The following is a 25,136-nucleotide window of genomic DNA, read 5'->3' as shown; positions in this document are numbered from 1 at the left end:
CCAGCCTTGATGGAGGGTGAAGTGGTCAGCAAGCCAGACCGTCGTACGGTTCTCGGCGCCACCGCCGGCGCCGCGCTCACCGGGGCGTTCAGCGCCCCCGCCACCGCCGCCTCGTTCGCCGAGACGTCCGGCCGCGTCACGGTGCATTCGCCGAATGGCCGGTTGCGGGTAACCGTTCTCACGGCGGACGGGTCTCTCCGGTATCAGGTCGTGCGTGATGGCCGGGTCCTGGTCGCGCCCTCCGGGCTCGGGCTCGACCTGGCCGGCCGGCCATCGCTCACCAGCGGGCTGGTGGTGGAATCCGTCAAGCGCAGGACGGTCAAGGAGTCGTGGCGTCCGGTGTGGGGCCCCGACGCGCTCGTCCGCAACCATGCCAGGGAGTGCGTGCTGCGGACCGTGCAGCCGGCGAGTGGGATACGGCTGGACCTGGTCATCCGGGTCTTCGACGACGGCGTCGGATTCCGCTACCACCTGCCGGCGCAGACCGGGCTCGACGCCTACACGGTCACCGCCGAGCGCACCGAGTTCGCGCTGCCGCCGACGGCCACGAGCTGGTCGCTGGAGGCGGGTACCGACTGGAGGGCCGACGAACGGCACTACCGGCGGGCCCCATTGTCCGACGTGGATACCGCGCAGACCCCGCTGACGTTGGCCACGACGGACGGTCAGTACGTCGTCGTGCACGAGGCGGCACTGATCGACTATCCGAGTATGACCCTCGCCGCCGACCCCACCCGGCCGGGCACGTTCACCAGTGAACTGATCAGCCTTCCCGACGGCACCAAGGCCCGGCTGTCGGGCGAGTTCTCCACCCCGTGGCGCACGCTGACCATCGGCGACCGTCCCGGTGATCTCGCCGAATCGCACCTGATCGAGAACCTGAACGAGCCGTGTGCGCTCGCCGATACGTCATGGATCTCGCCCGGCACATACGTCGGCGTGTGGTGGGAACTGCAGCGGCGCCACACGACCTGGACGGCGGGGCCACACCATGGGGCGACGACCGAGCGTGTCAAGCAGTACATCGACTTCGCCAGGGAGGCGGGCGCGAGCAGCGTTCTCGCGGAGGGCTGGAACACCAATGCCGGCGGCCAGTGGACCGGCCAGGATTTCCTGACGCCCCAGCCGGACTTCGACCTGCCCGAGGTGCTGCGCTACGCACGGGCCAACGGCATCGGGTTCACCGCTCATAACGAGACCCGCGGCTTCGTCGACTACTACGAGCAGCACCTGGACACGGTCTTCGCACGGTACGCCGAGCTCGGCATCCACTCGGTCAAGACCGGCTATGCCACCAGGTTCGAGCTGGGCGGGGTGAACCGCGGCCACTTCGACCAGGAAGCCGTGCGCCACTATCAGCGGGTCGTCGACACCGCGGCCCGCTACAAGATCATGGTCATCGCGCACGAGGCCATCAAGCCGACCGGACTGGCACGCACGTACCCGAACATGATGACCGGTGAGGGGGTGGCCGGGATGGAGCAGCAGAACTACATGGGGAAGCTCGGGAATCCGCCGGAGCAGGCCACCATCCTGCCGTTCACCCGGTTCATGGGCGGGCCGGCCGACTACACCCCGGGCGTGCTCAACGTGACCTGGGACCCGGCTGGGCTCGGTACCCGCGTCCAGACGACATCGGCCACGCAACTCGCGCTGTACTCACTGTTCTTCAGCCCGCTGCAGATGCTGGCCGACACCCCGGAGAACTACCGCTCCCACCCGGGTTTCGCCTATCTGAAGGACATCCCGGCCAGTTGGGACGAGACTCGGTTCCTGGACTGCGTGATCGGCGACTACACGGTCGCCGCCCGCAGGAAGGGCCACACCTGGTATCTCGGCGCGATCACCGACGAGCAGGACCGGACGCTGCGGGTGCCGCTGCGGTTCCTGGGACCGGGTCGGTACAGAGCCGAGATCTACCGCGATGCCGCTGACACGAGCTGGCACGACAACCCGCTGCCGATCGACGTCCGGACCACAACGGTGCGATCGTCCACTGTGCTCACCCTGCGACTCGTCGCCGGCGGCGGCACCGCGATCCGGTTGCGCCCCGCGCGCTCCTGACCGGCACAGGCGAACGGGCGGAGAGCACGGACAGGTACCGCGACCCGACCATGGACACGTAACACTCTCCGTCCAGGCGCAGCATCAACCGTGAGTTCAAGAGCGGTCGTTCGGACGGAGCCTGCCGGCCCGGAGCAGTGCGTCTTCGGCTCGGGCCGCCAGCTCGGTGACGAGGTCGGCCGCGGAAGGCACATCGGTGATGAGGTCGACGGCCTCGCCCGCCCAGACCGGCAGGGGCGGAATCACCCCTCGTGCCACGTCGTCCTGGTAGTCCTGACGCGCCCGGGAGTCGTCGGCCAGCTCGGCCTCCCGGCCGCGCCATCGGTCGAGATAGGGGTGGCTGAGCGTACGGGCGCTGTACTTCTCGAGGGGCCAGCTCGCGCCACGAGCGATGTCCAGCACGCTGTTGCGTTCAGTGTCCTGTCCGCGTCCTTCGACCAGGGCCTTGCTGATGGAGCGGTCGACCAGGGCCTCGGTCGTGGCCTGGAAGCGGGTGCCGATGAGAGCGCCCGCGGCGCCCAGGGCCAGGGCGGCGGCGACGCCGCGGCCATCGGCGATACCGCCGGCCGCCAGGACCGGTACCGGTGCCGCGAGGTCCGCCACGAGCGGCACGAACGGCAGCGTGGACCGGCCGCGACGGGCACCGTGGCCACCGCTCTCGGTTCCCTGCGCCACGATGACGTCGGCGCCCACGTCCAGGGCCCGCTCGGCCTCGTCCAGATCGGTGACCTGAACGATCAGAACCGCGCCCGACCGGCGGATCCTGTCGACGAATGGGCTCGGGTCTCCGAAGGACAACATCACCGCCGCGGGATGGAACTCCAGCGCCTGCTCCACCGCGCCGACATCGATCGCCCAGCTCAGAAACCCGACACCCCACGGCTGGTCGGTGCCCTCCGCGACGATCGGCAACTCCCGCTCCAGCCAAGCCCGGTCCCCGTACGCACCGCCCAGCAGACCGAGCCCGCCCGCCCGGGAGACGGCCGTGGCCAGTGCGCCCCCGGCCGCACCGCCCATCGGTGCCAGCACGATCGGGTGCCGCAGGCCCAACAACTCCGTCAACTCCGTCGACAACGCCATGCCCCATCATCGCTCCTGTGCCGACGGGCAGGGCACGGGCCGAGGCAACGCGCCCGCCCGCCGATTCAGCACCGTGGGGGATCTCCGCATGAGACATCGCCGAGGAGGCGGCACAGGCGCTCAGTACGCAAGCTCCCCGATGCCGCCATCAACGCGCAGACCGTCCAGTCGTAGGGCGGCCTCGTCCAGCCGTTCCTGCGAGCGACCGGTGATCGCGACAGTCGCTCCCTCGGCGAGGAACTCACGGGCGGTCTCGAAGCCGATGCCGCTCGTACCGCCGGTGATCAGTGCGCGTTTTCCCGCAAGACGACCCATTGAACTCACTCTCCTCACTTGCGCCAAGGGGCGTGGTTTTGGCAGCACGACGGCGCCGACCCGCACCCCTCGACTTCCATGCCATCGTTCAAGAACCCCCTCGGCCGTCACCGTACGGCACTTTTGTGTGAGCGGTCAAAAATTCATAACATGGGGATATGGCACGGACAGGACGCCCCCGCGAGTTCGACAAAGAGCAGGCCCTGGAGCGCGCGCTCCTGCTGTTCTGGTCCCGGGGCTACGGAGCGACCTCCGTCCAGGACCTAGTCGACGCGCTGGCCCTGGAGCGGGGCAGCCTGTATGGCGCCTTCGGCGACAAGCGGCGCTTCTACCTGGCGGCGGTCCAGCTCTACTGGGACACCTACGAGCGCCGGCTGGTCACGGCGCTGGAGGCCGGGCCGGTGCTGCCGGCGCTGCGCGAGGTGCTCGCCACCCCGACCCGGGTCCAGGAGTACGCCTCCGACCTCAGCGTTCCGCTCGGGTGCCTGCTCGGCAACGCCACCGCCGAGCTGGTCCCGCACGATGCCGAGTCGAGCGAGATCGTGGCCCGCTCGCACGCCCGCTTCACCCAGATCGTCGCCGACGCCCTGCGGCGCGCACAGGCCGACGGCGAGGTCACCCGGGATGCCGCCCCCGAGGCCCAGGCGCAGCTACTGCTCTTCACCGTCCAGGGCCTTTCCCTGGTCTCCCGCGCCGGACTCGACACGGCCACCGCATTCGCCGCCATCGACGCCCTGATCGACGCCCTCCGGGCTTGATCCGCGGGCTCGGGGCCCGAATCCCTGGCGGCGCACCCGTGGACGACCTGGGGGGGTGCACCGACTGGGGAGTGCCCATGGCCGACCGCGAACGGTGCTGGCCGAGACTCGGCCAGCACCGTCGATGTACGTAGTGCATGTGGGTTGTTCTTACAACTCGCTCGCCGGCCTGTGCCGATGGCCTGGCCCGGGAGGGGGCCGCACAGGCTGACGACAGGCCGCCCCGGTGCAGCCCTCAGTCCTTGAAATGCTCCAGGATCCGGTGCATCCCGCTGTTCCAGTTCTCCTTGAGCGCCGCCACCGCCGCGTCGATGTCGCCGCGCTGCAGACACTCCGCGATCCGCTCGTGCTCCACGGCGGAGCGCTCCAGGATGTCCGTGTCGCCGAGGGCCACCCGCTCGTAGCGGTGCATCGTCACCTTCATCGAGGTGATCAGCTTCATCAGCCGGTCGTTGGTGCAGCCCGACAGGAGCAGGTCGTGCCACGCGTCGTCGTAACGCTCTATGACGTCGTGCGGCGCCTGTGGCGCGGAGAAGGCCCGTGCCTCCTCGAGGAGACGAGGAGCCGTCGCCCGCAGACGCTCCGGGTCGCTGGACTCCAGGGCCAGTGCCTCCAGCGCCGCCACGATCGCGGTCAGATCACGGAATTCCTGCGCGCTCAGCGGCGTGAACCGGAAGCCCTTGCCACGGTCGCTGGTGATGACGCCCTCGCGCTCGAGCGTGATCAGTGCCTCGCGCAGCGGAGTGCGGCTGACTCCGAGTTCGGTGGCGAGCTGTCCCTCGTTGATCGGCTCGTTGGTCGCGATGGTGCCGCGCCCGAGGCGCTTGATCAGTTCCTCCTTGACCTGTTCGCGCAGCGGGCGGTTTTCGATTGGCATGTGGGGGAGCCCTCCTCTTCCGTCCGGTCGATTATCCGTTACCGGCGAGTCACGCGGTACCGGCTCCGTCGACCGGGATGATCGCCCCGCTCATGAACGACGACGCGTCGGACGCGAGGAAGGCCACGGTCTGTGCGATGTCCCTCGGCTGCCCGATCCGGCCGAGGGGCCGGTCGGCGGCGTCGGCGTAGAACGCGTCGGAGCTCTCGCCGAGCTGCCGGGCCTCCTCGGCGAGCATGCCGGTGGCCGTGTCGCCGGGGCAGACGCAGTTGACGCGGATGTTGTCGGGGCCGTGGTCGATGGCCATGGCGCGGGTCATATTGACGACGGCGCTTTTGGAGGCGCAGTACGAGACGGCGCGGCGGCCACCCGAAATGCCCCACCCGGAGCCGGTGTTGATGATCGAGCCGCCGCCCTGCGCGGCCATGCCCGGTATCACCAGGCGGCTCATCAGCATGATGGAGCGGACGTTCACGGCCATCACCAGGTCCCAGTCGTCCTCGGTGATCTCGCAGACGGTGGAGCGGCGGATGATGCCGGCGTTGTTGAACAGCACGTCGACGTCGCCGAAGTACTCCCGCGCGGCGGCGGCCACGGCCTCGCAGTCCTCGCGTCGCGAGACGTCGCAGCGGACGAAGACGCCGCCGGTGTCCTTGGCGGTCTGCTCGCCGCCGTCCGTGTCGATGTCGGCGATGACGACGCGGGCGCCGAGTTCGGCGAGGACATGAGCGGTGGCCCGGCCGATACCGGTGGCTCCGCCGGTGACGATGGCACGTTTGCCGTTGAGAGTGATCATGAGGGGTTCCTTTACCGGGGATGGGGCGCGGTTCAGGCGCTCGGACGGTCAGGCGGTTCAGGCGGTCAGGTCGTCAGCCGGTTCAGACGGTTCAGGTGGTCAGGCGGTACAGCGATGTGCGGCGGCGGCCGGTGATGACGGGCAGATGGCCCGCCAGTTCGGCATCCAGCGCCTCGTCGCCCGTGTCGAGGAGGAGAGGGCGGCCGCCCAAAGACGCCAGCTTCTGTTCGGTGCACACCACGAGCAGCCGCTCCCGGCCGCCCGCCGCGCGCAGGACACGCGGCGAGATCTGCTGGTTGCCGCGGCCGAGGAGAAAGCCCTGGCCGCCGATGGGGGAAAGGGCGATCCAGCACGGCCCCGCCGCGAGGAGGGCGTCCTCCCCCGCGTCGCGCAGAACGACCTCCGCGGGGTGACCGGGCCGCAACGCGAGCACGTCGACGCCGGTGAGGGAGACATCGGCCCCCAGCGCGGCGGCAACGGCGCGGGTGGTACTGCCCGGGCCGAGTGCCAGCAGTCCGTCGCCGACACGCTCGGCGACCTCGGCGGCGATGCCGCCGACCGCCTCCGGCGCACCGGCCGTGCTGCCGGTCTTGCGCTGCTGGACGCGCACGGGCACGTCGGGGACGGGGAGCCAGCCGTAGAGGCGGGAGGCGACGCGTCCTGCGCGCAGTTCATCCTCGTCCCGGTCCATCACTTCGGCGTCGCGCAGGCGTACCGAGCCGGAGCGGGCGAGCCACGCGGCGGCGACCTCGCCCGCCGCGCGCGGGCTGACGCCGAACACGGCCGAGTGCATCTTGACGCCGGTCGGCACCCCGAGTACCGGGCAGTGCGCCCCGCCGAGCGCGGTGAGCACGTCCCTGGCGGTACCGTCGCCGCCGGCGAGGAGCAGCAGATCGACTCCCTCGGCGACGACGGCGCGTACGGCGGCGAGGGTGTCCTCGGCCGAGGTCTCGTCCTCGGCCCCCGGGGCGTACACGACCCGCGCTGTCAGCCCGGCCGCGGCGACGGAGTCGGCCCCCATGGCTCCGGCGGCGGTGACGACTTCCGGTTCCGCGCCGGGGCGCCCACCGCCCGGCCCCGCGACCGCGCCACCCAGCGCACCCGCACCGGCACCGGCACCCGGTCCTGCCCGCAGTTCACGCAGTTCACGCAGTTCACGCAGTGCCGCGGCCGCCCGTTCCCCCGCCAGGGGCCTCGCGCCCAGGGCGAGGGCACGGTGGCGGCGCTCCTGGCCGTCGGTGCCGCCCAGGCCCACCCGGCCGCCGAGTCCGGCGACCGGGTTGACCACCAGGCCGATCCTGGTCAACGGGCCGCCCCACCAAGGATCTTGCGGCGGTAGGCGCGCCAGGAGACGGCCCAGGTGGCCGGGTCGTCCAGGGTCTCCGGGCGGACCCGGTGGATGGTCGAGCGGTGCGGGGCCGTGCGGACCGTGTCCGGGGACTCGTACGCCTCGCGGGCGATCTCGGCGAGGATCGCCGCGTACTCGTCCAGGTCGTCGCGCGTGTACGACTCGGTCGGTTCGAGTGTCATCGGCTCGGGGACGAGGTACGGGTGGTGGCTCGTCCAGTAGTGCGTGCCGAAGTCCGCGGCGCGCAGCCCGATGTCCTCGGAGTGCAGCCCGGTGTCCTCGTGCAGCTTCTGCCAGCTGTAGCGGACCTGTTCGACGCGCGGCCGCCCCTGGGCGTACGGCACCGAGACACCCGGGATCTGCCGGACCTTGTGGAGCAGGTAGTTGTTGTTGAGGACGGCTGTCTCCGCGGCGGAGCGCAGCCCCTCCGCGCCGAGCGACATGATCCATGCGTACGCGCGCACGAGGTTCGGCACCACCCCGTAGAACGGCCGCATCTTTCCGATGGACTCGGGCCGGTCGTCGTCCAGACGGTAGCGCTCGCCGTCGAACTCGACGGTGGGGCGCGGCAGATACGGTGCCAGCTCCTCCCGCACCGCGCACGCGCCGGCCGCCGGCCCGCCGCAGGCGTGCGGCGTCGAGAACGTCTTGTGCAGATTGAAGTGGCACAGGTCGAACCCGGCCTCGCGGGCGCGCGTGATGCCGAGGATGCCGTTCGCGTTGGCCTGGTCGTACGAGCACAGGCCACCCGCCTCGTGCACGATCCGTACGAACTCCTCGATGCGCGGGTTGTAGATGCCCGTGTCCTCGGGGTTGGTGATCAGCAGCGCGGCCGTGCGCGGTCCGACCGCGGCCTTGAGCGCCTCGATGTCCGGGTAGCCGTCCGCGTCCGGGTGGAGGGTGATGACCTTGAAGCCGGCCGTCTTCGCACAGGCCGCGTTCGACGGGTGGGAGAAGATCGTCGTGATGACTTCGTCGCGCTGCTCCAGCTCGCCGCGTGCGGCGAAGTACGCCCGGATCATGGCTACGTTCGTGTAGATCGCGGCCGAGCCGGCCGCCGGCTGGAGGGAGACCCGGTCCATGCCGGAGATCTCCTTGAGGAGCAGTTCCAGGCTGTGGATGATGCCGAGGACGCCCTGGACGGTGTCCTCGTCCTGGAGCGGATGCAGCGCGGCGATGCGCGGGTCACGGACGAACTGGTCGTTGACCTTGGGGCTGTACTTCATGGTGCAGGTGCCCTGGCCGACGTCGATGTTGAGGTCGGCGCCCAGGTTCTCCTGCGACAGACGCAAGTAGTGGCGCAGGACCTGCTGCTGTGACATCTCGGGCAGGGCGGGCGGCGCGGCGCGGCGCAGCGTCGGGGGAATCTCCACCGGGGCGATGGAGGGGTCCGGCGCCGGGACAAGGACACCGCGTTCGCCCGGCGAACCGAGCTCGAAGATCAGCTTCTCGTCCCAGGATGCCTGCTGGAAGCGGCGCAGGCGCGGCTTGGGCGCGATCCGCGCGTCCTCGGGGGAGACGGGTGCGGGTGCGGTGTGGGCGGTCACTTGACGATCTCCTCGAGGGCGGCGGCGAGCCGGTCGATGTCGGCCTTGGAGTGGACTTCGGTGACGCAGAAGGCGGCCTCGTGCTCGCCGGTGGGCACGGAGCCGTAGATGCCGCGCTCCTTGAGGTCGGCTCGGATCTCGGCGGCGGTCCTGCCGCCGGTGTAGCGCACGGTGAAGTCGGCGAAGTGCAGGGCATCGCCGTACGGGACCTCGATGCCGGGCACCTGGGCGAGGCACTGCCGGGCGTACGCGGTGTGGGCGAGGATCGTGTCGCCGATCTCGCGCATGCCCCGCGGTCCCATCAGGGCGAGATAGACACCGGCACCGATGCCGTGCAGCGCGGCCGCCGTGCCCACCCACTCCTTGCCCTCCTCGCGCAGGGCGAAGGAGGTCCGCTCGTGTGCGACGTCGCCGAAGCCGTACTCGCCCTCGACCGAGGTGGGCGCGAGCCCGAACAGGCGCGAGGGGTACTCGGCGACCAGCCGCTCCTCGTCGCGGGTGGCGATGAAGCCGGCGTTGCCGCCGCCGAAGCTCTGGTGGATGCCGAGCGGCTGGATGTCGCCACAGGCGATGTCCGCGCCGTACGCGGAGGGGGGTGCGAGCACGCCGAGGGTGAGCGGATTGCAACCGACGACGTACAAGGCGCCCGCGCCGTGCGCGAGTTCCGCGAGCCGCGGCAGTGACGAGTCGACGATGCCGAGGGCCGACGGGGCGTCCGCGTAGACGGCCGCGGTGTCACCGGCGGCCAGCTCCTGGTGCAGTGCGTCGAGGTCGGCGCGGCCCGTCTGGGGGTCGACCGGGACCACGGTGACGTCATGGTCGGGACGGACGTAGTCCCGTATGCGTGACAGCTTGTCCGCGTCGATCGCGGTGGCGACGAGCACGCGGCGGCGCCCGGTGACGCGGCCCGCCATGCGCAGGGCGGTCCCGGCGGCCTGGAAGCCGTCGTACACCGGGACGTTGACGACCTCGACGTCGAGGAGCTCGGCCATCATCGACTGGTACTCCCACAGCGCCTGGAAGCGGCCGTGGTCCTCGTAAGGCTCGCCCGCGTACGCCGTGAGGAACTCGCTGCGGTTGACCACCTCGTCCACGACCGCGGGCACATGGTGCTGGTAGCAGCCCGAGCCGAGGAAGCTGAGGACCTGCCGCGTTGAGGTGTTGCGGGCGAGCAGTTCCTCCATATGCCGGGTGAGTTCGGCTTCTGAACGCAGCGGAGCCGGCAGGTCGAGGGGGCGGTGCAGCCGGATCCCGGCCGGGATGTCGGCGTAGAAGTCCTCGATGCTCGCCGCACCGATCTCTTCGAGCATCGCCTGCCGCACTGACGGCACGGAGTTCGGGATGTAGGGGTGGACAAAGTTCTCGGACGACGTCATGCCGTGCCTTTCGCGTAGGCAAGCAGCTTGGCCCGGCCGGGGGCGGCCGGCCTCAAAAGTCTTTGCTTGTACACCTCTTGACGGCGGACTCCGTCATTCAGTGTTCTGAATACAGCATTATGCATTCAGGCACCAGGAGGCAAGAGTGTCAACGAGACCCACCCGGCGGGCCGTTCTGGCCACGGGCCTCGCGGCCACGGCGTCATCCCTGCTCAGCGGCTGTGCCATGGGTGGCGTGGGCGGCGGCGGACGGGCTCCCGAGATCGACGGGAAAGCGGACGACAAGGGAGGAAAGGCCGGCGGCAGGATCACCGTCTGGTCGTGGGACGTGGCCGCCAAGGCCATGAAGCGCCTCGCCGGCGACTTCGAGAAGCGCCACCCCGGCACCACCGTCGACGTCGTCGACATCGGCTACGACAACGCCTACGACAAGATCACCATCGGGCTGCGCGGGGGCACGGGCCTCGCGGACGTCCTCACCGTCGAGGGCGACCACATGCCGCGCTACATAGGCAACTTCCCGGGCGGCTTCTACGATCTGATGAGCCTCGGCGGTCGCTACGGCGGCGACTTCGAGCGCGCGGCATGGCACACGGTCACCGGCCCCGGCGGCAAGCTGTACGCCCTGCCCTGGGACATCGGCCCATGCGCTCTCTACTACCGCACCGACCACTTCCGCGCCGCGGGTGTCGACCCCCGCTCCCTGCTCACCTGGGACGACTACGTCAAGGCCGGTATCCGCATCAAGAAGGCGACCGGCCACAAGCTGATCATCCAGGACCCCACGGACCCCGGGATCCTCCCGATGCTGCTGCAACAGCAGGGCCAGTACTACTTCGAGGACGGCCGCGTCGCCGTCGACACCCCGGCCGCTGTCAAGGCCCTGACCTTGATGAAGACCCTCAGCGACGAGGGCCTGGTGGCCTACGAGAAGGGCTGGGACGGACTGGTCACCGGCACCAAGGAGGGCAAGGCCGCAACGACGCCCACCGCCGCCTGGTGGACGGGCACCCTCACCTCCGAAATGCCCGAACTGAAGGGCAGGTTCGAGGTGGTGCCGCTGCCCGGCTTCACCGCCGACGGCATCCGCACCTCCAACATCGGCGGATCCACCTTCGCTGTGCCCGCACAGAGCAAGAATCCGCGGCTGGCCTGGGCCTTCATCGAGTTCCTGCTCACCGGCAAGAACAACCAGGTCTCCATGCTCGGGCGCGAAGGTCTCTTCCCCGCCTATCTGCCCGCGCTCGACGACCCCTATCTGGGCGAACGGCAGGACTACTTCGGCGGGCAGCGCACCCTCGACGTCTTCGCCCGCCTCGCCCGCAATATCCCTCCGGTCGAGTACGACAAGGACGACGCCAAGGCCACGGACATCATGATCTCCGCTGTCACCGGCGTGATGCTGCACGGCCGCGACCCGCGCCGCGCCCTGGGCTCGGCCGCCGGGCAACTCGCCAGGGCCACCGGCCGCAAGAGGGTGGCGTAGCGCGATGGCCGCCCCCACCGCCCCCACCGCCCTCGACCGGGGCCCCGCCCCGGTGCGCAAGCCCTCCGCGGCACACGGCAGACGACGGCGCCCTCGCCTGGCTGCCTGGATCTTCGCGGGCCCCGCGGCCGCCCTCTTCGCGCTCTTCTTCGCCTATCCGCTGGGTGCCAGCCTGCTCCAGAGCTTCACCTCCGAGGACGCGGGCACCACCCGCTGGGTCGGGCTCGACCAGTACCAGCGGATGTTCGACGACCCGGCGTTCCTGGAGTCGCTGTTCAACACCGGCGTCATCCTCGCCGTACAGGTCCCGGTGATGATCGGCCTCGGACTGGCCCTCGCCGTCCTGCTCAACCAGTCATGGCTCCGCTTCCGCGGCACCTGGCGCGTGGTCTACTTCCTGCCCGCCGTCACCACCCTCGTCGCGTACGCCGTCGTCTTCCAGGTCCTGCTCAAGACGGACGGCGGCCTCGTGAACCAGATCCTCGGCGCGATCGGCGTCGGCCCGGTCGACTGGCTCAACAGCCCCACCTGGGCCCGCGTTTCGCTCATCGTGTCCCTCACCTGGCGCTGGACCGGATACAACGCCGTCATCCTGCTCGCCGGACTGCAGGCGATCGGCAAGGAACAGTACGAGGCCGCCTCGATCGACGGCGCCGGGACCCTGACCACCTACACTCGCGTGATCCTGCCGCAGCTGCGGCCCGTGGTCCTCTTCTGCGTCATCACCTCCACCATCGGCACCCTCCAGCTCTTCGACGAGAACTACGTCCTCACCCGCGGCGGCCCCGACGACGCGACCCTCACCCCCGTCGTCTACCTCTACAAAGTCGGCTTCCAGCAGCTCGACTTCGGCTACGCCGCCGCGATCGCCTGGGTCGTCGTCGCGCTCATCGCCGCGATCTCCGCCCTCCAGTACCTCGCGTTCGGAAGGGAGCGCCGCCGGTGACCCCCCTCTCCCCGGCCCCGGCACGGGTCCACCCGGCCCGCCGCGCCGGCCGCTGTCTCGTACGGCTGCTGCTCGCCCTCGGGGCCGTGGTCAGCCTGGTGCCGTTCTTGTGGATGGCGATCGCCGCCACGCACTCCACACCGGAACTGTTCCGCTCGCCGCCGCCGTTCCTGCCCGGCGGGCGGCTGCTCGACAATCTCGTGCGCCTCCAGGACACCATCGGATTCGGCCGCGTGCTCCTCAACAGCGTCGGGATCGCCGTCGTGCACACGGCGCTCAGCTCGCTGATCTCCGCGATGTGCGGCTACGGGCTCGCCAAGTACCGCTTCCGCGGCCGCGGTCTGCTGCTCGGCGTGGTGCTCACGACGATGATGATCCCATTCCAGGTGCTCCTGGTGCCGCTGTTCCAGATGATGGCGAGCGTCGGCTGGATCGACTCCTACCAGGCCGTGATCCTGCCGTTCCTCGCGAACTCCTTCGGCATCCTCCTGATGCGACAGGGCTTCGTCGACTTCCCCGACGAACTCCTCGAATCGGCCCGCGTCGACGGCTCCGGGGAACTGCGCACCTTCTACCAGGTCGTGCTTCCCTGCGTGCGCCCCCAACTGGGGGCCCTGGTGATCTTCACCTTCATGACCCAGTGGAACAGCTTCATCTGGCCTCTGCTCATGCTCAACACCGAGGACAAATACACCGTGCCCGTCGCACTCAACACCCTCACGGGTCTCTCCCGGGTCGACTACTCAGGACTGATGCTCGGCTCGCTACTCGCGACTCTGCCACTCATGGCGCTCTTCCTGCTCTTCCAGCGGCAGTTCGTGGCCGGACTGCTCGGCGGGGCGGTGAAGGGATGAGCCGCCCCGGCCGGACCCGTCTCACCCGGGTCCCCGGCCTCCTGTACGGCGGCGACTACAACCCCGAGCAGTGGCCCGAGGAGGTCTGGGCCGAGGACGCCAGGCTGATGCGGGAGGCCGGGGTCACCATGGTGACCGTCGGCGTGTTCTCCTGGGCCCGGCTCCAGCCGGGCCCGCACACCTGGGACTTCGCCTGGTTCGACCGGCTCCTGGACCTGCTGCACGCCCACGGCGTCGCCGTCGACCTGGCCACCGCCACCGCCTCACCACCCGCGTGGCTGGTGCGCGCCCACCCGGAGATCCTGCCCGTCACCGCGGACGGCGTACGCCTCGAATTCGGCTCGCGCCAGCACTACTGTCCGTCCTCGCCCCAGTACCTGGCCGCCGCACTGCGGCTGACACGCGCCCTCGCCGGGCGGTACGCGAACCATCCCGCGCTCGCCCTGTGGCATATCCACAACGAGTACGGCGACCACGTCACGGAGTGTTTCTGCCCCCGCTCTGCCACCCACTTCAGGGCCTGGCTCAGCGAGCGCTACGGCACGATCGACGCCCTCAACCACGCCTGGGGAACAGCCTTCTGGTCGCAGCGCTACGCCACGTACGACGAGATCGAACCGCCGCGCACCGCGCCCGGACCGGTCAACCCGACCCAACTCCTCGACTGGCGGCGCTTTTGCTCCGACGCGCTCCTCGCCCTGCACCGCGCCGAACGCGACGTTCTGACGGAACTCAGCCCGGACACTCCCGCGACGACCAACTTCATGTCGATGTTCAAGGCGCTCGACTACTGGAAGTGGGCTCAAGCCGAGGACTTCGTCTCCGACGACGCCTACCCGGACCCCGCCGACCCGCGCGCCCACATCACCGCGTCCCTCAACTACGACCTGATGCGCTCCCTCAACGGCGGCACACCCTGGCTGCTCCTCGAACAGGCCCCCTCGGCGGTGAGCTGGCGCCCCGTGAACGTCCCCAAAAAACCGGGCCTGCACCGTCTGTGGTCGCTCCAGGCCCTGGCCCGCGGCGCCGACGGCATCATGTACTTCCAGTGGCGGGCCTCCCGCGCCGGAGCGGAGAAGTACCACAGCGCCCTGCTGCCGCACCGCGGCACCGCCTCGCGCGGCTGGCACGAGACGGTGCGCTTCGGCGCCGAACTCGCCCGCCTCGGCGACGTCGCGGGCAGCCGTCTCACCGCCGACGTCGCGATCGTCCTGGACTGGGACTCCTGGTGGGCCCTGGAGGCCGACGACCACCCCTCGGCCCGGATGCGCTGGCCCGATCTGCTGCGCCCCTGGTACACGGCTCTCCACGCCCGCTCCATCACGATCACCTTCGTCCCGCCGCACGCCGCCCTCGACGGCTACCGGGCCGTCCTCGCACCCAACCTGCACCTCCTGCGCCCGGAGCACGCCCGCCGGATCGCCGACTACGTGCGCGGCGGCGGCCACCTCGTATGCGGACCGTTCAGTGGCGTCGTCGACGGACACGACCACATGCACGACGGAGGAGCGCCCGGCCCGCTGCGGGACGTACTGGGCCTGTCGGTGGACGAGTTCTGGCCGGTCCCCGACGGGGAGACGGTCACCCTGGCCTCCGGAGCCGAGGCCACGCTGTGGACCGAGTGGATCGTGACCGAGGGCGCCGAGACCGCCGACGCGTACACCTCGGGCCCGCTCGCCGACCGGCCCGCCGTCACTCGGCACCCGTACGGCTCCGGAACCGCCTGGTACGTGAGCTGCCACCTCGGCGAAGACATCGGCGACGTACTCGACCGGGCCCTGACCGCGGCGGGCGTACAGCCCGTTCTGGACGCCCCCGAAGGCGTCGAGGTGACGGTCCGCGCCGGCGCGCGGGACACCTATCTCTTCCTCCTCAACCACGGCGACCGGCCGGCGCGGACCCCGCTGGCCGGTGCGTACGCCGCAGGTGGCACCGATCTGCTCACCGGAGGGGCCGTTCACGGCCACGTAGCTCTCGAACCGCTCGGCGCCGCGGTCATCCGCGTCGCCCCTGCCCCCGACTCCCCTGCCCTCGACTCCCCTGCCCCCGACTCTCCCGAAGGAACTGACCAGTGACCGGACACCGGCCCCTGCACGCCCTGACGGCGCTCCTGCTCGCCGCGGGCGCGCTCGCCGCTCCGCAAGCCGCCTCCGCCGCGGACCGTCCGCGGCCGCCGTCCCGCTACGCGGACGTCCTCGATCTGCACGGCACCCCGACCGCCGCCCTGCCCGGCGACGCCAAGGACAACAACCCCGTCACCGTCTTCGCCGACCGCGGCGCCTGGCATGCCTACGCCCTGCCCGAGAAGGGCGACCGCGCCGCGTACGGAGGCTTCACCGGGCCGCTCTACATAGCCCAGGAATACCCGTGGTGGCTCAGCACCTCCTTCAGCCGCATCCGCCTCAGTGAGGGCGGGCACACCCTGGACCTGGCCGCGGGCGGCACGCCCCGGTTCACGTCGCTGCCCGGGCTGCTGCGCCAGTCCTACGACCTCGGACGCGGCTTGAGCCTCACGCTGGAGCTGCGGTTCGCCACCAACCGCAGCGCACTCGTACGAGCCGAGGTGCGCAACACCGGTACCGCGACGCGCACCCTGCACGCCGGCTGGACCGGCAGCCTGCTGCGCCCCGAGGACGCGCCGATGCGCGACGCGCCCTCGCTCACCGCCACACCCACCGGCGTCGGCGTCGACTTCGCCAAGGTCCGCAAGGAGTGGGACTACCTCACGGACGGCACCGAACGCTTCGAGGTCACCCACAAGGAACCCGTCCGCACCACCCTCGACGGCGACACCTACCGGACAGCGGCCACGGCCCCGGTGACCCTCGCCCCCGGGCGCTCCCACCGCTTCGACTGGACCGAGTCCTACACCTTCACCGCCGCCGAACGCACCCGCGAGGCGCACCGGGCGCGGCATATCCTCGCCTCCCCCTCGGCCGAGGCCGCCGCCGCCGCCGAGCGCTGGCGCCGCTATGTCCGCGACGTGACCCGCGGCGTGCCGGCGGACCGGCGACGTATGGCCGTGAAGTCGCTGGAGACACTCGTCACCAACCGGCGCAGTGCGGCAGGGGAGATCAAACACGACGGCATCACACCATCGATCTCGTACAAGTGGTTCACCGGCGGCATCTGGGCCTGGGACACCTGGAAGCAGGCAGTCGGCACCGCCCGCTTCGACCCCCGGCTCGCCCAGTCCCAGATCCGCTCCATGTTCGACTGGCAGATCCGGCCGGACTCCCGGACCCGGCCGCAGGACGCCGGAATGATCCCGGACGCCATCTTCTACAACGACCCCTCGCGCGGCGGCGGCAATTGGAACGAGCGCAACTCCAAGCCACCGCTCGCCGCCTGGGCCGTGTGGGAGGTCTACCGCAGGAGCGGCGACACGGCGTTCCTGCGCGAGATGTACCCGAAACTCGCCGCCTACCAGGACTGGTGGTACCGCAACCGGGACCACGACCACAACGGCCTCGCCGAGTACGGCGCCACCGTCGACCCCGCCAACGACTCGCCCGAACAGCGGCGCCTGGCCGCGGCCTGGGAGAGCGGCATGGACAACGCGCCCCGCTACGACGCCGCGCTCGGCACGTCCATCGTCGCCAACCGGGCCGCGGACGGCACCCTCCTGGGCTACTCCCTCAACCAGGAGTCCGTCGACCTGAACGCGTATCTCGCCGCCGACCAGGGCTACGTGGCGCGCATCGCGGCCGTCGTGGGGCACGACCGCGACGCCCGGCGGTGGAAGGAGAAGTCGGCCGCCACCCACGCCCTGGTGCGGAAGACGATGTACGACCCGGCCGACGGCTGGTTCCACGACACCACGCTCGGCACCGGGAAGCCGCTCACCGCGCGCGGGCGCGGCATCGAGGGCGCCATCCCGCTGTGGACCGGCACGGCGTCCGCCGCGCAGGCCCGGACGGTGCGCGCCCAGCTGACGGACCCCGGCGAGTTCGCGACCGGGGTGCCGTTCCCCACGGTCGCGAAGAGCTCCCCGTACTTCTCGCCGACCGCCTACTGGCGCGGCCCCGTCTGGCTCGACCAGGCGTACTTCGCCCTCGGCGGCCTGCGCCGCTACGGCTACGGCAAGGACGCCGATGCCCTCACCGACCGGCTCCTCGCGCATGCGTCCGGGCTCACGGGCAACGGCCCGATCATGGAGAACTACGACCCGGTCACCGGGGCGCCGCTCAACTCGCCCCACTTCAGCTGGTCGGCGGCGTTGCTGCTGCCGATGCTGACCGGAGACGAGACCCCGACCGGGGACAAGTAACCCGCCGCCAACGCGGTTTTCACCGTCAGCGGGGTGCCGTTCGGCTCAGGGGCGCGCTGTTCCTCGCGCGCCCCTGAGCACGGGTTGTCCCGCACCGTCGGCGACTCCATCGCCTACGGCCGCAACTCGTTCGGCGGCGGCCCGGCGGCGTCCACGTCCGCGGCCTTTCCCAGTGCGACGAGGCCGGTCACCCATCGCGCCGTACGGGCCGTGCGCGACGCCCCGCATCAGGAGATCGCCGACCGCGCCGCGGAACTGCTTCCCGAGTAGCCCAGCCACCCAGACCTCGTCGACGCACCTTCGCCGGACAAGATCCCCAGCACAAAGAAACTCCCAGTCCGGACGAGTCCGTGCTGGTGCTGTCCGTTATCGGAGGTTGTGGGTGTTCAGGCGGTGGATGAGGCCGGGGCGGCGCTGGTACGTCTCACGCAGGTGCGTGATGCGCTGCCGGAAGTCCGCTCCACTGCCCACGTGGTCGCAGGCGTCGCGCAGGTCTCGCAGGAGAGCGACGGCCCGGTCGTAGGCGTTGGTCTGTTTGGTGGCGATGTGCGCCTCGACCTGTCGCCACACGGACTCCGCGTCGTGGGCCAGGGCCGTCAGGTGCTGGGCGCGGACTTCGGCCTTTCGGCGTTGTTCGCGCCGACGGCGTTCTGTGCGGCGGGTGTGGGCGGCGTCGAGCAGGTGGGCGGCGGTTCGGCTGCCCGGATTGGTGGCCGGGGCGGTGGTGCCGCGCAGGCGGTGCAGCAGTTCGGTGTGCAAATGGAGTTCGGGCCCAAGGGCCAGCCGGAGCAGGAACCCGTCCTTTTCCTTTGCCGACAGGGCGGCGATCAGGCGTTGGAGTTCTTTCTTCGTGGGCTTGGCCGTGGGTTCGGGGGCGGCGGAGCTGGACTGTGCGGCGATGGAGAGCAGGTCGGCATCGACCCGCAGGTAGTCCGCCAGCGCGCGCTGCGGGGCGGTGAGATCGGCGAGACCGGCCGGGACGGGAGGTTCGGTGGCGGTCCGGTACTCCTCTTCATCGTCGTCCTGCAATTCCCACGCGGCGAGGGCGGACAGCCAGGCGAGATACAGGGGCCGCAGGTCGCCCGCGGCGAGTTCGTCGCGTACGCCGATGAGCGCGGTCAGGGAGTCGTCGGCGCCCTCCGCCCAGTCGCCGCCTTCATCCTCGCTGGTCAGGTCAAGGACGATATGCGTGCGAGTGTTCCATGCCTCGACGTGGCCGTCGAGACAGTACGGCTGGACGGTGCGCAGCGGCAGGCGCTGCTTGGGCAGTCGCAGCGGGGTCGTACTCCTGGGCCAGCACGCCCAGCAGTCCCGCGGCGGGTGCGTGGGTGAGCTCGCCCACCAGCGGTGCGCTACGGCCCTGGGCGATCAGCCGCTGCCGTACGCAGCGGGTGCCCAGATCGGTGAGGCGGATCAACTCCACGGGAGCCGAGGCCAGTTCCGCGCGCAGCTCCCTCGCGCGGGCTGCGGCCTCCGGGTCCGGGGCGGACGGGACAGAGCCCAGCAACTGGGCTAGTTCGGCAGGCATCCCCGTGGGCGGTTGCGGGCCGGCCAGGGGCTCATCGAGTGCGGCTTCCAGGAAGACGGGGTCGGCCATGCCCTCCTCGTGCCCCGTCAGGAGGTCCGCTTGGCGCACCTGTGCGTCGCTCCGGAGTGGAACGGCCATGAGGTGGCCCAGCGGCTCGTCGAAGAGATCACGCGTCGGCACCCCGACCGGCGGGGCATCAAGCTCAACTGCCGTCGCGATTACGGTCTCAACGGCAGGTGGGAGAAGCTCGGGTTCGTCCCGCTGAGGGACCGGCCGGGCCGGGGCTCGGATCGCGCCGTGCTCACAACATGGTGGAAGGATCACGGGCCTCCGGATCTTTCCCACCAGACGGCCGTCACCCTCGCATCCCCGCTGACGTGGATGACATTCGACGACAACATCGGGGCCGGTGTGCCGATCGGACCGGGAGTGTGGCCGGTCGGCCGACGCGATGTCGCCAGGAGTGCGCCTAGCGTCGCACTGACCAGGCCACCACGCTGTGAGGGGAACGTTCGATGGATCAGCGAGCAACGACCGGAGTACACGCCGACGGCACGGCCGTGATCGGAGCGACCACGGAGTTCGAGCCGGACGTCATGGACCTGCTCGTGGAGACACTGCGCCGTGCGGTCAGGCGGGAGCTGCCGGTCGTGGGGACGGACACCCTGCTCGGGGAGCTGGTGTTGGGGGACACGGACGCCGGTGCGGCGATCGCCCCGGGGATGCGGAAAGCCGGTTCCCTCAGCGGCTCGATCGCCGGCAGAGCGGGCCTGGGCTGGGCGAGCGACGATGAGGTGCGCGGTGCGCCGGGCGCGGTCGGCGCCGCTGAGGAAGCCAACCAGGAGGCTGACGAGGGGGAGGTCGACGCCGCATGGCGTGAGGCACGGTGGCGCTTCGGCCTCGGAACGCGCGGATCGGCCCGGGAGAGTGGTCAGGCGCTGCCCGGGATGACCGGGGCGCTGCGCGCGTGCCTGCTGCGCGCGTTCCGTTCGGCCCGCGCCGAGGGGACGATCTCGGTGCGCTGCCGCCATGTGGCCCGTGCCCTGCTGGAACTGCCGGACAGCAGGGCACGGGAAGCCCTGCTGCTGCAGAGGCTGGATTCGGCGGCCGCGGGGGCCGCCCTCGACCGCTTGGACGCGAGCGCCGCGGCGGAGACGGAGGGACCGGAATCCCACGGCGTCACCCTGCTCCGCCGGGCCGGAACGCTGGGGAAGAGCGGCAACCCCCTGACGCGCGCCCTGACTTCGTGGACCTCCGGGAGTTCCGTGAACGGCTCACCGGTACTGTTCGCGGTGTCCGTGGAGGCCACGCGGCAGGCGGCACGATGCGGGCGCGCCGCGGCGGAGCCGGTGGATCTTCTGCTGGGGATCCTGGCCCTGGACCGGGGACTGTCCGTTGCCGGGCGCTCGCTTCCCGCGAGTCTGGCCGAGGCCAACGCCGCTCCGGCCTTGCTGCGCCGACATGGCGTACGGCAGGTTTCCCTGGTCTCCGCGGCGTCGGTGAACCCGGTCGCCGCGCTTCCCGACGATGGCATGGTGCGGCCGTCTGCCGCCTCCGACCGGGCCATGGCGGTGGCGCGGCTGTCCGCCGCCGAGCACGGTTCGCCCACGACCGGTACGGTCCATCTGTTGTCCGCGCTGCTCGACGAGTCGCGGACGGACGCGGATGCCGAGTCCGGTGCCGCGACCGTACGGCTGCTGGCTGCCGACCGGGTCAATGTGGCCGCGTTGCGGGCGGAGCTGGGCCTCCGGCTGGGCACATGACACCCGGGCGCGCGGTGCGGGACCGGCGGCGCGGCTACCGTTCCTCCGGGCAGATCCACAGTGGCGGGCAGGGGTGTTCATGAGGCAGGTGTCCGACGGCACACAGCGGTCGCGCCCGTCCGTACGGCTGACCGGTGTGCCACGGTGGGTGCGCCGTGAGGTGGCCGAGAGCTGGTGCGCGGTACGTGCCGCTGAGCGGCGCACGGTCGTCGTCGAGACCCTGGTCTGTGCTCTGGCGGCGGCCTTCGGCCTGGTGCCGCTGCTGCTGGCGCCTCCGGAACGGCCGGTGTGGGCGGTTCTGGAGGCGTTGTGGGCGGCGTTGCTCGTCCCCGCTCGGCGCGTTCGGCCGGTCGCCGCGGTCCTGGGGACCTCTCTGCTGGTCGTGGGTGACAACGTGTGGACGCTGGCGGTGGCGCCGCTGGTCGTGCTGTCCGCCACCCGTCGTATCGCACCGCCGCGGCGGGCGTGGCGGGTCGTCGGGGTGACCTGCGCCGCCGTCGGTGTCCTGGCCGTTGCCCGTGCCCTGGTCCGGCCCGAAGGGCTGCCGTCGGAACTGGCCGGGAACGCGGTCTCGGCGGTGCTGCTTGTTCTGCTTCCCGCCCTGGCCGGGACCGTGCTGGGGCGGCGACGGCCTCTGGTGAGTCTGCTACGGGAACGCAACACCTATCTGGAACAGGCCCGCACGCTGACCGCCGTGGCGGCCCGGATGGAAGAACGGACCCGGATCGCGGGAGAGATGCACGATCTCCTGGGCCACCGGCTGAGCCTGATCTCGGTGCACGCCGGGGCGCTCGAACTCGCTGCCGCGCGACAGGCACCCGCCCTCGCCGGCCAGGCCGAGCTGCTGCGCACAACCGCCGGTACGGCCATGGAGGAACTGCGCGAAGTCCTCGGTGTACTGCGGCACGAGGATCTGACGGATCCGATGGACAGGGCCGGGGACGAGCGGGGAACGCGTGAGGACATCACCGCTCTGGTGAAGGAATCCCGGCAGACGGGCAGCACCGTCGAGCTGGACTGGTCCGTGCCCGACACGGCCGAGGTGGGGCTCCGTACACGTCAGGCGATCCACCGGGTGGTCCGCGAAGGGCTGACGAACGTGCTGAAACACGCATCCGGCGCGCCCACCAGGGTGGCGGTCAGGGGCACGGACAGCGGTATCGAGGTGTCCGTGACCAACGAGGCACCGCGCGCGGGGACCCGATCCCGCGGGGGAAACCGCAGCGGGCTGGCCGGCTGCCAGGAGCGGATCGCGTTGCTCGGCGGCATGTTCGAGGCGGGCGCCGCGGCGAACGGCGGTTTCCGCGTGGCGGCTTGGTTTCCCGCCCACGGGAAGCACGGGAACTACGCCGGTCATGGGAACGGGCCCCCGGAATCCACCGCGCTCCCGGGCGGCTTCGCCGACACCCTTCCGGCTACGGCCCGCCTTCAGCCCGACGGCATCGGACAGCGGGGGGCGCGTCCTCCGCTGCCGGACGAGATCCTGACCTGGCCGCGCGTGCTGGGATCGGGCTGTCTGGCGCTGCTCGTGGTCCTGCCGACGACCGTCTTCCTCAGCGTACTGCTGGCCCACGCGGCCCTAAGATGAGGTGATGATCCGAGTCCTGATCGCCGACGACGAGGCGCTGATGCGTACGGGAATCCGGCTGATCCTGGAGAACGCCGAGGACATCGAGGTGGCCGCCGAGGCGGGCGACGGCCGGGAGGCGGCCGAGGCATGCCGGACCCAGCAGATCGATGTCGCCCTGCTCGACATCCAGATGCCGATCCGGGACGGGATCGCCGCCGCCGAGGACATCGCTCGCCTCTCGCCCCGCACCTGCGTCGTGATGCTGACGGCCTTCGGCGAGGAAGCGCACGTGACCCGCGCCCTGCGGGCCGCGGCGAGCGGGTTCATCCTCAAGGACACCGGTCCCGCCGATTTGATCCGCGCCGTGCAACTCGCCGCGAAGGGCGAACCGGTACTGGCACCCCGGATCACCCGGCGACTGCTGGAACGGCATGTGCAGTCCGGCCGGGACACTGAGGCCGCTCTGCGCAGGATCGAAGAACTGACCCCGGCCGAACGGGATGTCCTGCGGCTGCTCGGCACGGGCCTGTCCAACGCGGAGATCGCCGATCAGCTGTATCTGAGCGCCGGCACGGTCAAGGCGCACATCAGCCGGATCCTCACCCGCACCGGCTGCGCCAACCGCGTACAGGCCGCCATCCTCGCACACGACGCCGAGCTGCTCACCGGCCGTTGAGCCGTGCCGGACGGTCCAGCGGCACCCACGGGCCGGGCGGCGGCCTTACCACCAGCCGCCCGTAAGGTGATCGCCGACTGCGACACCGAGCTCGCCACCCACCGCGCCGCCCTCGAAGCGGGCGCGGACCCCACCGCCGTCACCCAGTGGATCATCGAAACCCGGGCCCGCCGGGCCAGGGCCAAAACCCTACGACTCCGGGAAACACAAAGTGCCGGCCGGGCGTGGGGGCCAACGGCGTGTGCTACCTCACTAGACGTCAGCTCTCCGCCACCGGCATCGCTCGCCAACTGTTCCCGGGCCTTGAAAGCCTTCCGGTAGACGGTGTCCAGTTCCCGCTCTCTGAGGTCTGGCCCCTGGCGGGGGCAAGCCTTCAGCGAGCGTGTCGTTACCGAGGCACCCAAGGCGCGCATGCGGGTGACGGCGTAGGAGTAGCGGCGAGTGACCTGCCCCCGTCCTCCGGCGATCGGGTTGCCGTCGTCATAGGAAGAGGTGAAGTCCAGGTTCGCGGTCCGCGAGACCTGCCACAGCGTGAAGTGAACTTGGGCGGACGAGGGGAACGGTGTGTTTCCACTCTGCCGGATGGCGCGGCCGAAGGCATGGGCCGGGTCGGTGGACGCCTTCATGGCCGCCTGCTTGTTGTGGTGGGCCGTCCTTTTCTGCCCGATGTACACGCTGATGATGCCGACGAGTGCGAGGACGCACACCGCACCGAGGGCCTTGGCCCACGGTGCGGTGCGTCCCATTCTGAGATCACGCCTCAAGGGCGTTGCCTCCTGCTGTCCGGGGGCCGGGTTGCGTGTTCCTAGAGCTTGCGGGACAGCCACTTGTCGATGGTGTTGGTGGTGCTGTCGGCGTTGCGCTGGAGGGCCAGGTCGTGACCGGCTCCGGGAATGGACTTCACGTCGACGGCAGGGCTGGCCGGGTAGGCGGCGGTCTCCGCTGTGAGGGTCTTGCTCAGGTCGGCGGGGTCGAAGAACAGGCCATCGTGCTCGCCCACGAGCGACAGGACGGGAACGTTGACCTTCTTGCCGTACGTGTCGTTGCTCTGCTCGTCCACGAAGGAGGTGGACTCCCCCACGGTGGCGATCTGCTTGACCGCATCGTCGGCCTTCACGGTGCTCAGGTCGGCGTTGAACGGCCAGTAGAGCAGATGGCGCATGCCCTCCCGGGTGGTCAGGGAGCCGTCCGGTATCGCGCGGCCGGCGAGGGCGGGGTCTTCGGCGGCGGGGTGCATCGCGGCGTTGAACAGCAGCCGGCCGGAGCCGGCATGGTGCATGAATCCGGTGACGACGACAGCGTTGACGTCCTTGTAGGACGCGGCTTCCTGGAGGGCGACCGCGCTTCCCATGGAGTGGCCGACCAGTGCGACCGGCAGCCCTTTGTGGGCGGTCCTCAGCTTGGTGATCAGTTGATGGATGGTGGCGGAGTGGGTCGTGCCGTTCAGCTTGTCCGCGGCCGGGCTGCTGGAGTTGCCGGTTCCGAGGCGGTCCACGGCGACGGTGATCCAGCCGTCCTCGGCCGCCTCGCGTGCTTGCGAGATCCAGCCGCGGTCTGTCTTGAGATCGAAGTACCGGTGGTCGTAGGTGACGCCCGGGATCATCACCTGAATGCCCTTCACGCGGGCGTGGGTCGGTTGGTATTCCACGGCGCTCAGTGTCTGGTCGGCCGGTCCGCTGCCGGTGAGTGAGACCTTCTGGGTGATCGTGTGGCGAGTGAAGCCCGATACGCGCTCGGGGGCGGCGGACGCGCTTGGGGACGTGATCGCGCCGGCGGTGACGAGCAACGCGGCGGACGCCGCGCCCACGGTGAAGCGGGCCGCGCGGTTTCGGGGCTTGGTCGAGGGCATGAGGGAGGTCCTTGCTGTCTTGGCCGAGGCGCA

Annotated in this window: 20 protein-coding genes and 1 pseudogene; 11 read left to right on the top strand and 10 right to left on the bottom strand. The window is 70.6% G+C overall.

What is annotated here, in order from left to right:
- The first annotated feature begins 21 nt into the window (after window positions 1-21).
- The gene (locus CGL27_RS37435; RefSeq protein ID WP_162953152.1) at window positions 22-2,064 is read left to right on the top strand and encodes a glycoside hydrolase family 97 protein; all 2,043 of its coding nucleotides are present in this window, start codon (window positions 22-24) and stop codon (window positions 2,062-2,064) included.
- A gap of 96 nt (window positions 2,065-2,160) precedes the next feature.
- Here the strand turns inward: CGL27_RS37435 and CGL27_RS37430 are convergent, their stop codons facing one another.
- Both CGL27_RS37430 and CGL27_RS37425 read right to left on the bottom strand, forming a co-directional pair.
- A complete protein-coding gene (locus CGL27_RS37430; protein ID WP_119992126.1) occupies window positions 2,161-3,144 on the bottom strand; it encodes a nitronate monooxygenase in 984 nt (327 codons plus the stop codon).
- Window positions 3,145-3,303: 159 nt separating this feature from the next.
- A pseudogene (locus CGL27_RS37425) lies at window positions 3,304-3,459 on the bottom strand (SDR family NAD(P)-dependent oxidoreductase); the annotation flags it as partial.
- A 158-nt stretch (window positions 3,460-3,617) separates the two neighbouring features.
- Between CGL27_RS37425 and CGL27_RS37420 the strand changes: the two are divergent.
- Entirely contained in the window at window positions 3,618-4,217 is a 600-nt protein-coding gene (locus CGL27_RS37420; RefSeq protein WP_119992125.1) for a TetR/AcrR family transcriptional regulator, read from the top strand.
- A 235-nt stretch (window positions 4,218-4,452) separates the two neighbouring features.
- On the opposite strand, the gene CGL27_RS37415 is transcribed toward CGL27_RS37420, so the two are convergent.
- The 5 genes from CGL27_RS37415 to gcvPA form a co-directional block, all read right to left on the bottom strand.
- Window positions 4,453-5,094, bottom strand: coding sequence for a GntR family transcriptional regulator (locus CGL27_RS37415; protein WP_119992124.1), 642 nt, complete (start codon window positions 5,092-5,094; stop codon window positions 4,453-4,455).
- 49 nt (window positions 5,095-5,143) lie between these two features.
- Entirely contained in the window at window positions 5,144-5,890 is a 747-nt protein-coding gene (locus tag CGL27_RS37410) for an SDR family oxidoreductase (RefSeq protein WP_078640150.1), read from the bottom strand.
- Between the two features lie 91 nt (window positions 5,891-5,981).
- A complete protein-coding gene (locus CGL27_RS37405) occupies window positions 5,982-7,196 on the bottom strand; it encodes an NAD(+)/NADH kinase (protein ID WP_240450771.1) in 1,215 nt (404 codons plus the stop codon).
- A complete protein-coding gene (gene gcvPB, locus CGL27_RS37400) occupies window positions 7,193-8,785 on the bottom strand; it encodes an aminomethyl-transferring glycine dehydrogenase subunit GcvPB (protein WP_119992123.1) in 1,593 nt (530 codons plus the stop codon). The genes CGL27_RS37405 and gcvPB overlap by 4 nt, the downstream gene beginning before the upstream one ends.
- The gene (gcvPA, locus tag CGL27_RS37395; RefSeq protein WP_119992122.1) at window positions 8,782-10,161 is read right to left on the bottom strand and encodes an aminomethyl-transferring glycine dehydrogenase subunit GcvPA; all 1,380 of its coding nucleotides are present in this window, start codon (window positions 10,159-10,161) and stop codon (window positions 8,782-8,784) included. The genes gcvPB and gcvPA overlap by 4 nt, the downstream gene beginning before the upstream one ends.
- 145 nt (window positions 10,162-10,306) lie before the next feature.
- Between gcvPA and CGL27_RS37390 the strand changes: the two genes are divergently transcribed.
- From CGL27_RS37390 to CGL27_RS37365, 6 genes are read left to right on the top strand one after another with little or no spacing between them, the layout of a single operon-like run.
- Window positions 10,307-11,647, top strand: a complete 1,341-nt coding sequence (locus tag CGL27_RS37390; RefSeq protein ID WP_119992121.1) for a sugar ABC transporter substrate-binding protein — start codon at window positions 10,307-10,309, stop codon at window positions 11,645-11,647.
- Between the two features lie 4 nt (window positions 11,648-11,651).
- The gene (locus CGL27_RS37385) at window positions 11,652-12,593 is read left to right on the top strand and encodes a sugar ABC transporter permease (protein WP_119992120.1); all 942 of its coding nucleotides are present in this window, start codon (window positions 11,652-11,654) and stop codon (window positions 12,591-12,593) included.
- On the top strand, window positions 12,590-13,447 hold the full coding sequence (locus CGL27_RS37380; protein ID WP_240450770.1) for a carbohydrate ABC transporter permease: 858 nt from the start codon (window positions 12,590-12,592) through the stop codon (window positions 13,445-13,447). Before CGL27_RS37385 ends, CGL27_RS37380 begins: the two co-directional genes overlap by 4 nt.
- Window positions 13,444-15,522, top strand: a complete 2,079-nt coding sequence (locus CGL27_RS37375; RefSeq protein ID WP_119992119.1) for a beta-galactosidase — start codon at window positions 13,444-13,446, stop codon at window positions 15,520-15,522. Before CGL27_RS37380 ends, CGL27_RS37375 begins: the two co-directional genes overlap by 4 nt.
- A complete protein-coding gene (locus tag CGL27_RS37370; protein ID WP_240450769.1) occupies window positions 15,519-17,717 on the top strand; it encodes a trehalase family glycosidase in 2,199 nt (732 codons plus the stop codon). Before CGL27_RS37375 ends, CGL27_RS37370 begins: the two co-directional genes overlap by 4 nt.
- Window positions 17,718-17,750: 33 nt before the next feature.
- Complete coding sequence (locus CGL27_RS37365; RefSeq protein ID WP_162953151.1) at window positions 17,751-17,987, top strand: hypothetical protein; 237 nt, start codon at window positions 17,751-17,753, stop codon at window positions 17,985-17,987.
- A gap of 96 nt (window positions 17,988-18,083) precedes the next feature.
- On the opposite strand, the gene CGL27_RS37360 is transcribed toward CGL27_RS37365, so the two are convergent.
- Window positions 18,084-18,746: a hypothetical protein gene (locus CGL27_RS37360; RefSeq protein WP_119992117.1), complete on the bottom strand. Its 663-nt coding sequence runs from the start codon at window positions 18,744-18,746 to the stop codon at window positions 18,084-18,086.
- 145 nt (window positions 18,747-18,891) lie between these two features.
- Window positions 18,892-19,425, bottom strand: coding sequence for a hypothetical protein (locus CGL27_RS37355; protein ID WP_119992116.1), 534 nt, complete (start codon window positions 19,423-19,425; stop codon window positions 18,892-18,894).
- A gap of 335 nt (window positions 19,426-19,760) precedes the next feature.
- On the opposite strand from CGL27_RS37355, the gene CGL27_RS37350 reads away from it, so the two are divergent.
- The 3 genes from CGL27_RS37350 to CGL27_RS37340 all read left to right on the top strand — a co-directional run bounded on the left by CGL27_RS37350 (window position 19,761) and on the right by CGL27_RS37340 (window position 23,254).
- Window positions 19,761-21,008 carry a hypothetical protein gene (locus tag CGL27_RS37350; RefSeq protein WP_119992115.1) on the top strand — a complete coding sequence of 416 codons (1,248 nt, stop codon included), beginning with the start codon at window positions 19,761-19,763 and terminating at the stop codon, window positions 21,006-21,008.
- A 79-nt stretch (window positions 21,009-21,087) separates the two neighbouring features.
- Window positions 21,088-22,596 carry a histidine kinase gene (locus CGL27_RS37345; RefSeq protein ID WP_119992114.1) on the top strand — a complete coding sequence of 503 codons (1,509 nt, stop codon included), beginning with the start codon at window positions 21,088-21,090 and terminating at the stop codon, window positions 22,594-22,596.
- A 4-nt stretch (window positions 22,597-22,600) separates the two neighbouring features.
- On the top strand, window positions 22,601-23,254 hold the full coding sequence (locus tag CGL27_RS37340; protein WP_119994747.1) for a response regulator transcription factor: 654 nt from the start codon (window positions 22,601-22,603) through the stop codon (window positions 23,252-23,254).
- A gap of 805 nt (window positions 23,255-24,059) precedes the next feature.
- On the opposite strand, the gene CGL27_RS37335 is transcribed toward CGL27_RS37340, so the two are convergent.
- Window positions 24,060-25,103 (bottom strand): alpha/beta hydrolase, encoded by a 1,044-nt coding sequence (locus CGL27_RS37335; RefSeq protein ID WP_119992113.1) that lies wholly within the window; start codon window positions 25,101-25,103, stop codon window positions 24,060-24,062.
- Window positions 25,104-25,136: the final 33 nt, after the last annotated feature.

The sequence above is a fragment of the Streptomyces sp. 11-1-2 genome (genome assembly GCF_003595545.1).
GTDB lineage: Bacteria > Actinomycetota > Actinomycetes > Streptomycetales > Streptomycetaceae > Streptomyces > Streptomyces hygroscopicus_B.
This window is presented reverse-complemented; position numbering and strand designations above follow the sequence as displayed.